Origin of the sequence: Sphingobium sp. DC-2, from assembly GCF_000722555.1 — a bacterium.
Taxonomy (GTDB): Bacteria; Pseudomonadota; Alphaproteobacteria; order Sphingomonadales; family Sphingomonadaceae; genus Sphingobium; species Sphingobium quisquiliarum.
Map to the genome: position 1 here is coordinate 126,016 of NZ_JNAC01000114.1, position 11,866 is coordinate 137,881.

An 11,866-nucleotide genomic window follows, 5' to 3' on the forward strand; every position below is an offset into this window, starting at 1 on the left:
GACTCAGATATATTTCAGTCCCATCTCTTCCAGGCGGGGGCGCATATTGTAGATGTCGAGGCCGAGTTCACCAGCGGCAAGGCGGACGCGCTTGGCTTCTTCGGCGGCTTCGCGCGCCTGCGCCTTTTCCAGCACGGCGGCGGCATCGGCGCGCGGGACGATGCAGACGCCGTCATCGTCGGCGATGATGACGTCGCCCGGATTGACGAGGGCGTTGGCGCAGACGACCGGGACGTTGACGCTGCCCAGCGTGTTCTTGACCGTGCCCTGGGCATGGACGGCCTTCGACCAGACCGGAAAGTGCATGGCGGTGAGATCGCGAATGTCGCGCACGCCCGCGTCGATGACGAGGCCGCGGCAGCCGCGCGCCTGGGCGGAGGTGGCGAGCAGGTCGCCGAAATAGCCGTCGGTGCAGGGGCTGGTGGGCGCGAGGAGGAGGATGTCGCCTTCCTTCAACTGCTCGATCGCGACATGGACCATCCAGTTGTCGCCGGGAGGGGCGGAGATGGTGACGGCGCTGCCCGCGATGCGCGCGCCTGCGTAGATGGGGCGCATATAGGGGGCGAGGAGGCCGGTGCGGCCCTGCGCTTCATGGACGGTGGCGACGCCGCATCTGGCGAGGCCGTCGATGACGGAAAGCTCTGCCCGTTCGATATTCTGGACGACGATGGCGGACATGATCCCTTTTCCTCTCTCGCGAAATCACGAGTGAAATGGAGCCTTGGAACGAATTCCTCCAATTTGATCTATGTGCTTCCTATTAGTTTTTGCTAATCGTCGATCATGAGTCCCGACCAGTTCAATATCCGCCATCTGGCCGCCATGGCGGCGGTGGTGGAGCAGGGGAGCGTCAGCCTGGCGGCGCGGTCTGTGAACTTGACGCAGCCTGCGGTGACGCAGGGCATCGCCAAGCTGGAGGCGCAGTTGGGCCTGCCCCTGTTCGAACGGCAACCAGGCGGAATGGCCCCCACGGAGGCGGCAGGCAGGCTGGCCCCGCGTGTCGAGGCGGCGCTGCGGCTGATCGGCAGCAGCCGGGTGACGGCGGCGCAGATACGCGCCTTCGTCGCGCTGGCGCGGGCGGGGAGCTATGCGGCGGCGGCGGCGGAAGCGGGGGTGACGGAGCCTTCGCTGCACCGGGCGGTGGGCGATCTGGGCCTGGCGATGGGATACAGGCTGGCGGACCGGCGGGGGCGCGGGCTGGTGCTGACGCGGCAGGGGGCGATGCTGGCGCGGCGGCTGAGGCTGGCGCTGGCGGAGCTGCGTTCGGGGCTGGACGATCTGGCGGAATTGAAGGGGCAGGAGAGCGGGAGGATCGTGGTCGGGGCGATGCCGCTGTCGCGCGCGCGGCTGCTGCCCCGTGCGATCGCACGCTTCCGGGCGGACTTTCCGCGGGTGCATATCAATGTGCATGAGGGGTCGCATGCCGAACTGGTTGGGCCGCTGCGCGATGGCGAGGTGGACATGATGATCGGCGCGCTGCGCGACCGGTCGATCGGCCAGGATCTGGATCAGCGGCCCTTATTCGAGGACAGGCCGACGATATTGGCGCGCGCGGGGCATCCGCTGGCCAAGGGGTGGGACGCCGCCGCGTTGCGGCGCTTTCCCTGGATATTGCCGCCCGAAGGCGCGCCGCTGCGCCGGTTGTGGCAGCATATGTTCGAGGCGCTGGGCGGCGACCTGCCGCAGGTGCCGATCGAATGCGGGTCGGTGATGACGATCCGCGAACTGCTGGTGGGCGGAGATTATCTGACGATGCTGTCGGTCGACCAGCTCGCGCTGGAACTGGATGCGGGGCTGGTGGCGGATATCGGCCCGGCCCCCGGCGCGATCAGCCGCACGATCGGGTTGACGACGCGGGCGGACTGGCGGCCGACGCGGCTGCAACAGCGCTTCATGGCGGCGGTCGAGGCGGAGGTCGGCGATCTTAATTCGTAAAATCTAATAGGAAGTCCGTGGATTCGATTGGCCGGGATCGTGCCGATGAGTCATGCCTGCGTCCATGGAGCAGGAAGTCGGTCTGATCGGATTTGGCGAGGCGGGTTCGACCTTCGCATTGGCGGGCGATTGGCGCGCGCGGGCGCATGTGTTCGACGCGAAGACCAATAGCCCCGGCGACCGGGACGCGATGCTGGCCGCCTATGGCGCGGCGCATGTGCTGGGCGCGCGCTTTATGGAAGATGCGCTTTCGGGCGTTGACCTCGTGCTTTCGCTGGTGACGGCGGATCAGGCCCCGGCCGTGGCGGAAGCGGCGGCGGAATGCCTGGCGCCCGGCGCGATCTATTGCGACCTCAACAGCGTCGCGCCGCAGACCAAGCAGGCGGCGGCGCAGGTGATCGAGGCGGCGGGCGGCCATTATGTCGACGTAGCGGTGATGGCGCCTGTCGATCCGGCGCGGCTTTCGGTGCCGCTGCTGTTGAGCGGGGCGCAGGCGGAGCAGGCGAAGGCGCGGCTCGGCGCTCTGGGCTTTGCGAATATGCGGGTGGCCGGGGAAGCGGTGGGACGCGCTTCGGCGATCAAGATGATCCGGTCGGTGATGGTGAAGGGCATGGAAGCGCTGACCGCCGAATGCGTGCTGGCGGCCGAAGCGGCGGGCGTGCGCGCGGAAGTGCTGGCGTCGTTGGACGCGAGCGAGAAAGCGAAGCCCTGGGAAGCGCGGGCGGACTATAATCTGGACCGCATGCTGGTGCATGGCATCCGCCGCGCGGCCGAGATGGAAGAGGTGGTGAAGACGCTGGAAGCGCTGGGCACCGGAGCGGCGATGACGCGCGGGACGGTGGAGCGGCAGCGGGCGATCGGCGCCCTGGGAGTGAAGGCCCCGCCTGCCGGGATCGAGGGGAAGGTTGCGGCCATTCGCGATTCCGGGGCTTCGGTTTTGGACGGCGGGGCTGGGGCGTAAGTTTCGGAGAGTTGAGTGCTCCTGCCTGCGCAGGGGCATGTTAGAATGGGAAGAGGAACGCGATGAGCCTGATTATCGACTGCCACGGCCATTATACGGTGCTTCCCAAGGGGCATGACGCCTGGCGGGAGGAGCAGAAGGCGGCGTTCAAGGCGGGCACCGTGCCGCCCCCTTATCCTGAGATCAGCGACGATGAGATTCGCGACACGATCGAATCCAACCAGCTGCGCCTGATCAAGGAGCGCGGCGCTGACCTGACGATCTTTTCGCCCCGCGCTTCGGCCATGGCCCCGCATGTGGGCGATGCGGAGGTCGCGAAGGAATGGGCGATGCGCTGCAACGACCTGATCGCGCGGGTGGTGGGGTTGTTCCCGGAGACGTTCGCCGGCGTGTGCATGCTGCCGCAATCGCCGAAGGCCGACATGGCGAACAGCATCGCCGAACTGGAACGCTGCGTCGGCATGGGGTTCATCGGCTGCAACCTCAATCCCGATCCGGGCGGCGGCCATTTCCAGCATCCGCCGTTGACCGATCGCTACTGGTATCCTTTTTACGAGAAGATGGTCGAACTGGACGTTCCGGCGATGATCCATGTGTCGGGCAGCTGCAATCCGGCGATGCATGCGACTGGCGGCTATTATATCGCAGCCGACACGATCGCCTTCATGCAGTTGCTGGAGGGCGACCTGTTCAGGGATTTCCCGGCGCTGCGCTTCATCATCCCGCATGGCGGCGGCGCGGTGCCCTATCATTGGGGGCGGTATCGCGGCCTTGCCGACATGCTGAAGAAGCCCAGCCTCGACACGCATCTGATGAACAACATCTTCTTCGACACATGCGTCTATCATCAGCCGGGCATCGACCTGCTGGCGGATGTGATCGACAACAAGAACATCCTGTTCGGATCGGAAATGGTCGGCGCGGTGCGCGGGATCGATCCCACTACCGGCCATTATTTCGACGACACCAAACGCTATGTCGACGCGCTGGACATCAGCGAGGCCGAGCGCCACGCGATATTCGAAGGCAATGCCAGGCGCGTCTTCCCCCGGCTGGACGCGCAGTTGAAGGCGCGCGGCCTGTGAGAGCTTCCACACCCCCCATATATCCCTGTGGGGGGTGGGCCTGTCTCCCGTCCCTCTGTTGGAAGGAAGGGGCGGGAGATGGGTTTCCCCTAATTGCGAGGTTGGCCGCATGAGCGACATTCACGAATATCTGGCCCAGTTCGACGATATTCCCGGCACCCGTGTCTATACCGCCCGGCGGGCGCGGCAGGGATATTGGATGAACCAGTTTGCCATGAGCCTAATGAAGGCGGAAAACCGCGAGCGGTGGAAGGCGGACGAGCGCGCCTATATCGACGAATGGCCGATGACCGACGAGCAGAAGCAGGCGATATTGGACCGCGACTATAACCGCTGCCTGGACCTGGGCGGGAACATCTATTTCCTGGCCAAGGTGTTTTCCACCGATGGGCTGTCCTTCCTACAGGCGGTGGGGACCATGACGGGCATGAGCCCGGAAGATTATCAGGCGATGATGGTGGCCGGGGGGCGCTCGCCCGAAGGCGTCCGTTCGATAAAGGAGAAACGCTGATGGCCCGCATTACTGCTGGCGTTGCGACCAGCCACGTACCGGCCATCGGCGCGGCGATGGATCTGGGCAAGACGGCCGAGCCCTACTGGCAGCCGGTGTTCGCGGGCTATGACTGGTCGCGGCAGTGGATCGCGCAGGAAAAGCCCGACGTGGTGGTGCTGGTCTATAATGACCATGCCTCCGCCTTCGACATGAAGATCATCCCGACCTTCGCGATCGGCTGCGCGGACCGCTACGGCATTTGCGATGAAGGCTGGGGCCCGCGCCCTGTGCCCGATGTGGAGGGGCATGCGGACCTGGCCTGGCATATCGCGCAGAGCCTGATCCTGGACGAATTCGACATGACCATGATCAATGAGATGGATGTCGACCATGGGCTGACGGTGCCGCTGAGCCTGATGTTAGGGCAGCCTGAGGCATGGCCGGTCAAGGTGATACCGCTGGCGGTGAATGTCGTCACCTATCCGCCGCCGTCTGGCAACCGCTGCTGGATGCTGGGCGAGGCGATCGCGCGGGCGGTGGAAAGCTTCCCGGAAGATCTGAACGTACAGGTGTGGGGCACGGGCGGCATGAGCCACCAGTTGCAGGGTCCGCGCGCCGGGCTGATCAACGCGGAGTGGGACAACCGTTTCCTGGACCTGATGAGCGCGGAGGATGACGGCGCGCTGCGGGCGATCCCGCACATCGAATATCTGCGCGAGACCGGGTCCGAAGGGATCGAGATGGTGATGTGGCTGATCATGCGCGGCGCGCTGGGCAGGAAGGTCAGGCCGCTGCACCGCCATTATCATGTGCCCGCGAGCAATACGGCTGTCGGGCATCTGGTGCTGGAGCCGGTTATCTGAATCCTCCCCTCCCGCTTGCGGGAGGGGGACAAAGTAAGGAGTTCCCCCATGCGTATAGCCCTTGCCGGTGCAGGTGCCTTTGGTGAAAAGCATCTGGACGGCCTCAAGAATATCGACGGCGTGACCGTCACCTCGCTCGTCGGCCGCCGCCTGGAAGCGACCCAGGCGATCGCTGACAAATATGGGATCGGGCACGCGACGACCGAACTGGACGACACCCTGGCGCGCGACGATGTGGACGCTGTGATCCTGTGCACGCCCACCCAGATGCATGCGGCGCAGGCGATCGCCTGCATGGACGCGGGCAAGCATGTCCAGGTGGAAATCCCGCTCGCCGACAGCTGGGCCGATGCGCAGGCGGTGCTGGCCAGGCAGCAGGAAACCGGCCTCACCTGCATGGTCGGGCATACGCGGCGGTTCAACCCCAGCCATCAATGGGTGCACAACCGCATCAAGGCGGGCGAGTTCAACGTCCAGCAGATGGACGTGCAGACCTATTTCTTCCGCCGCAAGAACATCAATGCGAAGGGTGAGCCACGGTCCTGGACGGACCATCTGCTGTGGCACCATGCGGCGCACACGGTGGACCTGTTCGCCTATCAGGCCGGGAAGATCGTGGACGCCCATGCGATGCAGGGGCCAATCCACCCGGATCTGGGGATCGCCATGGACATGTCGATCCAGTTGAAAAGCGAAACGGGGGCGATCTGCACGCTGTCGCTCAGCTTCAACAATGACGGGCCGCTGGGGACCTTCTTCCGCTATATCGGCGACACGGGCACCTATATCGCGCGCTATGACGACCTGGTGAACGGCAAGGAAGAACCGATCGACGTGTCCAAGGTAGCCGTGTCGATGAACGGGATCGAATTGCAGGACCGCGAATTTGTGAGCGCCATCCGCGAGGGGCGCGAGCCCAATTCGAGCGTGGCGAAGGTTTTCGACTGCTATCGCGTGCTTGGCGAACTGGAAAAGCAGCTGGGGTAACGCCCGACCCTCCCCGTCGAGGGATGGGGAGGGTTTACGCCGTCAGCAACGGATGCCGCATCCGCAGGTCGTCCATCAGCGTCTCGACAACGGCGATTTCCTGTGCCGAACCCGCCGGGGTGATCGCCCAGTTGCAATGCGGATGCGTGTCGCGGCTGTAGAGGCGCACGCGGCCGATCACCTTGCGCCAATGATGCTTGCTGCGGCCATGGTCGCGGACCAGCCGGGCGACGAGCATGTCGATGATCCCGTCAGCCGTCATCTTCGATCCTCTCTCCGCCGATCCAGCGGCCGGGCAGTTCCAGATAGGCCTCCAGCTCGCGCCAGTGGCGGGCCCAGCCGGGGCCCCTGCGATCCTCCGGCACATGAGCCTCGACCATGCGGCGGGCGCGGGCGACGGGATTGTCCGGGCGGTCCCTCAACCGGTCGAGAATCTGACGGATGTCCTCGCTCATCAGCCGCTGATAGCCCGGCCCTTGCCCGCGCGCCAGCCACGGGGCGACTGGCCGGTGTGGCGGGCGAAGAAGCGGGAGAAATAGGCCGGGTCCTCAAAGCCGATGGCATAGCCCACCTCCGCAACCGAAAGATTGGAATAGAGCAGCAGGCGGCGCGCTTCGAGCAGGGCGCGCTCGTCCAGCATGGCGGCGGGGGAAAGGCCCGCGACACGGGCGCAGGCCTGACGCAGCGCGGTTTCGCTGACGCCCAGCGCGCGGGCATGGGCGGCGACGGGCTCACGCTGGCGGAAGCGCTGCTCGATCCGCTCGCGCAGCCGGGCGACGAGGCGGGCGGAGCGGCCGCCCGTGACCGTGCCCGCGCTGGCCGGAGCGGCGCGGCGGAGCGTCTGGACCATCAGCCACAGCAGAAGCGCTTCGACCGCGGCGCGGCGGCCGGGGCCGGACCAGGCGAGTTCCTGCCCCAGACGCTCGATCGCCGTTTCCATTTCCTGAAGGTCGCCGCCCGGCACGGGCACGGCGCGTGGCGTCTGGAACAGGGGCTGGAGTTCGGCGTCGCGATCGAGCAGAAGCTGAAGATAGCTGCCCGCGATGGTCGTCACCCAGCCGCGGGATTCGCGGTGCCAGACGAAACCATGGATGATGCCCGCCGGGATGATCAGCAGGCACGGCGCGTCGAAGGCGACCGCGCCGCCATCCGCGCGCATCGATCCGCCCCCTTCCGCGATCAGGATCATATGGTTGAGGTCGCGATGGACATGCGGCTGGATCGTCCACTCGCTGGGCCGGGAGCGGTCGTCCAGGCTTTCGACATGGACAAAGCCTTCCTCCACCCCGCGCTGGGGCTCTCCATAGAGATAGAAGGTTGGAACGGGTGCGGTCATGGCCACCTGAAAAGCTGACGGATCGTCCAACTTATACGCCGGTAGCGCCATGTCCGGCAAGCAGCGCTTGCGCCAAGATGCCCCGCATAGTGAGCGGAGAGGAGACATTCATGAAAACGCAGATCGCCATCGTCGGCGCGGGACCGTCAGGATTGTTGCTGGGTCACTTGCTGCGCGCCGAAGGACTGGACGTCGTGGTGGTGGAACGCGCGTCCGCCGATTATGTGCTGGGACGCATCCGCGCGGGCGTTCTGGAACGCACGACCACGGACCTGATGGACCGGCTGGGCCTGGGCGAGCGGATGCACCGCGAAGGGTTGCCGCATGACGGTTTCAACCTGGCCGATGGCGAGCGGCTGATCCGCATCGATATCAAGGCGCTGACGGGGAAGCAGGTGATGGTCTACGGCCAGACCGAATTGACCCGCGACCTGATGGATGCGGCGCCCGGACGCGACTTGCAGGTGATCTACGAGGCGGGCGACGTGACGCTGCACGATGTCGAAGGGGATGCGCCTTACCTCACCTATGTGAAGGACGGCAAGGCGGAGCGCATCGACGCGCAGTTCATCTGCGGCTGCGACGGCTTTCACGGACCTTCGCGCCAAGCGTTCCCGGCATCGGTGGCGCGGGCTTATGAGAAGGTGTATCCCTTCGGCTGGCTCGGCATCCTGGCCGATGTGCCGCCGTGCAACCATGAACTGATCTACGCCAATCATGAAAATGGCTTCGCGCTGGCGTCGATGCGGTCGGAAACGCGCAGCCGCTATTATATCCAGGTCCCGCTGGACGAGAAGGTGGAGGATTGGCCCGACGACCGGCTGTGGGACGAACTGGCGGTGCGGCTTGGGCCGGAGGCTGGCGCGCGCATCACGCGCGGTCCGGCGCTGGAAAAGTCGATCGCGCCGCTGCGGTCCTTCGTGTTCGAACCGATGCGGCACGGGCGGCTGATGCTGGCGGGCGACAGCGCCCATATCGTGCCGCCGACCGGAGCCAAGGGTTTGAACCTTGCGGCGTCGGACGTCTATTATCTGTCCGAAGCGCTGATCGGCTATTTCCGGCGCGGCGATGCGGACGGGATCGCGGGCTATTCGGACCGGGCATTGGCGCGCATCTGGAAGTCGGAACGCTTTTCCTGGCAGCTGACGATGCTGATGCATCGCTTCCCTGGCAACGATGCCTTCGACCGACGCATGCAGGTGGCTGACCTGGACTATATCGCATCTTCCGTGGCGGCGCAGACCACTATCGCGGAGAATTATGTGGGGTTGCCGCTGTAAGAAATAACGTGCCTCCGCCGTCGCAGGGGCACGTTCGATATCCTACTTGGCCGCCGCCGCAGGGCGGAGCAGCAGCAGCGCGGCGGCGGCGAAGAGGGAGCCGCATCCCATCACCAGCGCGACCAGCGGCAGACCGAAATTCAGGCTGAACAGCAATCCGGCGATGATCGGCCCCAGCGCCGCGCCGCCCCGGCCGATACCGATCACGACGCCGGTGCCGCCGCCCCGCACGGATGTGGGGAAGGATTGGGCGATGATCGCATAAAGGCCGACCACGGCCGCATTGGTGAAGAAACCGGCGGCGGCGGCGACAAGCGCCAGCCCGGACAGGCTGGACTGGCCCTGACCGAACAGCGTCACCATCACGGCCGATATCAGCATGGCGGCGATCACCAGGACCCGGACGGGAATGCGCCAGCTCAGCATGCTGAGCAGCAGCGCCCCTCCAAGCCCGCCGACATTGGCCCAGACCAGCACGCCGCCCGCCGCCGAAGGAGCAAAGCCCATGTCCACGACGATCTTGGGCACCCATTTCAGGATGAAATAGAAGGTCATGATATGGGCGAAATAGGATGCCGTGAGCAGGAGCGTGATCCGCAGCAGGCCGGGGGAGAAGAGGGCGGCGAAGGAGGCTTTGGGCGCGGCGGCATCCGGCGGGGAAAGCGCGTCCACGGCGCTGTGCCCCATGCGGACGAGCAGCGCATTCACCTTCGCCAGCACATTTTGCGGCCGCTTTTGCAGCAGGAAGCCAATGGATTCAGGCAGCAGGAAGAATGCCAGCGGCAGGAAGATGCCGGTCACGATCGCCCCGAACAGGAAGACGTCGCGCCATCCGCCCGCCACCAGCAGCATGGAGGCGATCGACCCGCCCAGGATCGCGCCGATCGGATAGCCCGCCGCCATCAGGGCCACGGCCAGGCTGCGGGTGCGGGCATTGGCGAGTTCCGCGACCATGGCGTTGGTGCAGGCCAGCATGCCGCCGATGCCAAGGCCGGTGACCAGCCGCACGGCCGACAGCGACACGACGCTGTTGGAAAAGGTCGCCGCCAGCATGCCGCTCGCCATGACGATCAGGCAAAGGAGGATGGTTGGCCGCCGTCCGATCCGGTCTGCCAGATTGCCCAGCAGCACCGATCCCCCCGCCATGCCTATCAGTTCCATCGACAGGACGATGCCCAGGGCCGCACGATCGACGCCCCATTCGGCGGCGATGCCGGGAGAGGCGAAACTGATCGCCAGCACGTCGAACCCGTCGAGCGCGTTCAGCAGGATGCAGAGGATGATCGCCGCGATCTGCATTCGCCCCAATGGGGCCTCATCCAGAAGGCGCCTGATGTCCGTGCCGTTCGAAGCCATCCCTCAATCCCATCCCTGTTTTGATATTTCTTCAGCTCACCACGAATTTAGCTCACCGCGAAAAGGTCCAGCCGCACATGATCGCGATAGCGCCCGCCAGTGCACACGAAGACGGTGCGCCCCAGCCAGGCGTGGGGACCCTCGCTCGCCACTTCGAAACGGGGCGTGGCGCGGAAATAATAGAGCGCCGGATCGACCTCCTCACCCGCGGCGATGCGCGCCAGGACGGGCGCGGGGCCGTGGCGGTAGCCGGGGTTGATGACTGAAATGATCGCGCCGTCGCTCGCCTCTATCGAATAGCGGGCGAGGATGTCGGCGGTGCCGTCCGGGCGGATCGATTGCCAGTCCGCGCCGCCGGGCAGCACCTTGCCCGTAAGGCGCGGGCCTTCCACCGTGCCGCCTGTGATGGGGATGACACGCTTGCGCACGCCATCAACAAGGCCCAGTTCCTGCGGCGGGGCGATGAGCACGCGCAGCCGCATCGCCAGCGTCAGCTGCGGCACGGCGAGCGCCGGGGGCTCCGCGGCGGCGGCCGATGTGGCGGTGCTGGCGAGCGCGACGCCGGGGATCGCCTTCAACAGCTCACGGCGTTCCACCGGGTTCGTCACGCGTCATCCTTTCCAAACAGCAGGTTCAGGGCATTGTCCCGCAGGATCGGATCGCGCAGATGCGGCTTGAATCCGGCCTCATCGAAAGCGGCGATCCATTTGCCGGGCGGGATCAGGGGGAAATCGGACCCGAACAGGAATTTGTGGCCAAGCTGGCCATTGGCGTAGCGGATGATCTGTTCGGGGAAATAGCGCGGGCTCCAGCCGCTCAGGTCGATGAAGATGTTGGGCTTGTGCAGCGCCATGGAAAGAGATTCATCCGTCCATGGCCAGCCGGGATGGGCGAGGATGATCTTCATGTCCGGGAAATCGACCGCGACGTCATCCACCAGCATCGGCTGGCCATATTTCAGGCGGATGCCGCCGCCCGCAGGCATGCCGCTGCCCATCCCGCTATGGCCGGTGTGGAAGATGACCGGCAGCCTGTAATGGTCGATTACCTCATAAAGCGGCCAGGCCATGCGGTCACCCGGATCGAAATTCTGGATGGGCGGGTGGAATTTGAACCCGCGCACGCCGTGATTTTCGATGAGGTCGCGCGCTTCGATCGCGCCGCGCTTGCCCTTGTGCGGGTCGATGGAGGCGAAGGCGATCATGATGTCGCTATTGTCGGCGGCCGCCTGCGCTATCTCCTCATTGCGGATGCGCTTGATGCCCGTGCCTGCCTCCATGTCCACGGTGAACATGACGAAGCCGATCTGCCGCTCGCGGTAGTAAGCGATTGTTTCGGGGATGGTCGGGCGGCGGCGCGGGGCCTTGAAATAGTGCGTGGCGGCGTCGGCGAATTCGCCGAAGATCGGGTCTTCGGGGTCATGGCAGCTTACCTCGGCGTGGACATGAATGTCGATCGCCTTGAGCTTTGCGAAGGCCTCGCGCGCCGCTGCCATGATCCCTCCCAATGTTAGACTCCCGTTCGCTTTGAGCGAAGTCGAGAAGCGCTGCATGACGTCTCCCGGCTGCGC

14 protein-coding genes are annotated in these 11,866 nt (G+C 65.4%); 7 read left to right on the forward strand and 7 right to left on the reverse strand.

The window, feature by feature from the left end; translation table 11 throughout:
• Positions 1-3 precede the first annotated feature (3 nt).
• On the reverse strand, positions 4-678 hold the full coding sequence (gene ligK / locus ET21_RS0119745) for a 4-carboxy-4-hydroxy-2-oxoadipate aldolase/oxaloacetate decarboxylase (RefSeq protein WP_021239003.1): 675 nt from the start codon (positions 676-678) through the stop codon (positions 4-6).
• A 105-nt stretch (positions 679-783) separates the two neighbouring features.
• Here ligK and ET21_RS0119750 point away from each other — a divergent pair, with 105 nt between their 5' ends.
• From ET21_RS0119750 to ET21_RS0119775, 6 genes are all read left to right on the forward strand, one after another.
• On the forward strand, positions 784-1,935 hold the full coding sequence (locus ET21_RS0119750; RefSeq protein WP_030541011.1) for a LysR substrate-binding domain-containing protein: 1,152 nt from the start codon (positions 784-786) through the stop codon (positions 1,933-1,935).
• A gap of 64 nt (positions 1,936-1,999) precedes the next feature.
• Entirely contained in the window at positions 2,000-2,896 is an 897-nt protein-coding gene (locus ET21_RS0119755) for an NAD(P)-dependent oxidoreductase (RefSeq protein ID WP_030541012.1), read from the forward strand.
• Between the two features lie 62 nt (positions 2,897-2,958).
• Positions 2,959-3,981, forward strand: a complete 1,023-nt coding sequence (locus tag ET21_RS0119760; RefSeq protein ID WP_030541013.1) for an amidohydrolase family protein — start codon at positions 2,959-2,961, stop codon at positions 3,979-3,981.
• 109 nt (positions 3,982-4,090) lie between these two features.
• Positions 4,091-4,492: a protocatechuate 4,5-dioxygenase subunit alpha gene (gene ligA / locus ET21_RS0119765; RefSeq protein ID WP_030541014.1), complete on the forward strand. Its 402-nt coding sequence runs from the start codon at positions 4,091-4,093 to the stop codon at positions 4,490-4,492.
• Positions 4,492-5,337 (forward strand): class III extradiol dioxygenase subunit beta, encoded by an 846-nt coding sequence (locus ET21_RS0119770; RefSeq protein WP_030541015.1) that lies wholly within the window; start codon positions 4,492-4,494, stop codon positions 5,335-5,337. The genes ligA and ET21_RS0119770 overlap by 1 nt, the downstream gene beginning before the upstream one ends.
• A gap of 48 nt (positions 5,338-5,385) precedes the next feature.
• A complete protein-coding gene (locus tag ET21_RS0119775) occupies positions 5,386-6,324 on the forward strand; it encodes a Gfo/Idh/MocA family oxidoreductase (protein WP_030541016.1) in 939 nt (312 codons plus the stop codon).
• Between the two features lie 34 nt (positions 6,325-6,358).
• Here ET21_RS0119775 and ET21_RS0119780 read toward each other — a convergent pair whose 3' ends face one another.
• From ET21_RS0119780 to ET21_RS0119790, 3 genes are read right to left on the reverse strand one after another with little or no spacing between them, the layout of a single operon-like run.
• Positions 6,359-6,586: a hypothetical protein gene (locus ET21_RS0119780; protein ID WP_021237528.1), complete on the reverse strand. Its 228-nt coding sequence runs from the start codon at positions 6,584-6,586 to the stop codon at positions 6,359-6,361.
• The gene (locus tag ET21_RS0119785) at positions 6,576-6,779 is read right to left on the reverse strand and encodes a hypothetical protein (protein ID WP_030541017.1); all 204 of its coding nucleotides are present in this window, start codon (positions 6,777-6,779) and stop codon (positions 6,576-6,578) included. Before ET21_RS0119785 ends, ET21_RS0119780 begins: the two co-directional genes overlap by 11 nt.
• Complete coding sequence (locus ET21_RS0119790; protein WP_030541018.1) at positions 6,779-7,660, reverse strand: helix-turn-helix domain-containing protein; 882 nt, start codon at positions 7,658-7,660, stop codon at positions 6,779-6,781. Before ET21_RS0119790 ends, ET21_RS0119785 begins: the two co-directional genes overlap by 1 nt.
• 110 nt (positions 7,661-7,770) lie before the next feature.
• Between ET21_RS0119790 and pobA the strand changes: the two genes are divergently transcribed.
• Entirely contained in the window at positions 7,771-8,940 is a 1,170-nt protein-coding gene (gene pobA, locus ET21_RS0119795; RefSeq protein ID WP_030541019.1) for a 4-hydroxybenzoate 3-monooxygenase, read from the forward strand.
• 42 nt (positions 8,941-8,982) lie between these two features.
• On the opposite strand, the gene ET21_RS0119800 is transcribed toward pobA, so the two are convergent.
• From ET21_RS0119800 to ET21_RS0119810, 3 genes are read right to left on the reverse strand one after another with little or no spacing between them, the layout of a single operon-like run.
• A complete protein-coding gene (locus tag ET21_RS0119800) occupies positions 8,983-10,296 on the reverse strand; it encodes an MFS transporter (protein ID WP_030541020.1) in 1,314 nt (437 codons plus the stop codon).
• A gap of 47 nt (positions 10,297-10,343) precedes the next feature.
• Entirely contained in the window at positions 10,344-10,904 is a 561-nt protein-coding gene (locus ET21_RS0119805) for a DUF3237 domain-containing protein (protein WP_030541021.1), read from the reverse strand.
• A complete protein-coding gene (locus tag ET21_RS0119810; RefSeq protein ID WP_030541022.1) occupies positions 10,901-11,791 on the reverse strand; it encodes an amidohydrolase family protein in 891 nt (296 codons plus the stop codon). Before ET21_RS0119810 ends, ET21_RS0119805 begins: the two co-directional genes overlap by 4 nt.
• Between the last annotated feature and the right edge of the window lie 75 nt (positions 11,792-11,866).

Excerpts from the sequence above, each read along its gene's own strand:
- ET21_RS0119800 (WP_030541020.1), bottom strand. The coding sequence starts at position 10,296 with ATGGCTTCGAACGGCACGGACATCAGGCGCCTTCTGGATGAGGCCCCA.
- ET21_RS0119785 (WP_030541017.1), bottom strand. The coding sequence starts at position 6,779 with ATGAGCGAGGACATCCGTCAGATTCTCGACCGGTTGAGGGACCGCCCG.
- pobA (WP_030541019.1), top strand. The coding sequence starts at position 7,771 with ATGAAAACGCAGATCGCCATCGTCGGCGCGGGACCGTCAGGATTGTTG.
- ET21_RS0119810 (WP_030541022.1), bottom strand. The coding sequence starts at position 11,791 with ATGGCAGCGGCGCGCGAGGCCTTCGCAAAGCTCAAGGCGATCGACATT.
- ET21_RS0119750 (WP_030541011.1), top strand. The coding sequence starts at position 784 with ATGAGTCCCGACCAGTTCAATATCCGCCATCTGGCCGCCATGGCGGCG.
- ET21_RS0119775 (WP_030541016.1), top strand. The coding sequence starts at position 5,386 with ATGCGTATAGCCCTTGCCGGTGCAGGTGCCTTTGGTGAAAAGCATCTG.
- ET21_RS0119770 (WP_030541015.1), top strand. The coding sequence starts at position 4,492 with ATGGCCCGCATTACTGCTGGCGTTGCGACCAGCCACGTACCGGCCATC.
- ligK (WP_021239003.1), bottom strand. The coding sequence starts at position 678 with ATGTCCGCCATCGTCGTCCAGAATATCGAACGGGCAGAGCTTTCCGTC.
- ligA (WP_030541014.1), top strand. The coding sequence starts at position 4,091 with ATGAGCGACATTCACGAATATCTGGCCCAGTTCGACGATATTCCCGGC.
- ET21_RS0119780 (WP_021237528.1), bottom strand. The coding sequence starts at position 6,586 with ATGACGGCTGACGGGATCATCGACATGCTCGTCGCCCGGCTGGTCCGC.
- ET21_RS0119760 (WP_030541013.1), top strand. The coding sequence starts at position 2,959 with ATGAGCCTGATTATCGACTGCCACGGCCATTATACGGTGCTTCCCAAG.
- ET21_RS0119790 (WP_030541018.1), bottom strand. The coding sequence starts at position 7,660 with ATGACCGCACCCGTTCCAACCTTCTATCTCTATGGAGAGCCCCAGCGC.
- ET21_RS0119755 (WP_030541012.1), top strand. The coding sequence starts at position 2,000 with ATGGAGCAGGAAGTCGGTCTGATCGGATTTGGCGAGGCGGGTTCGACC.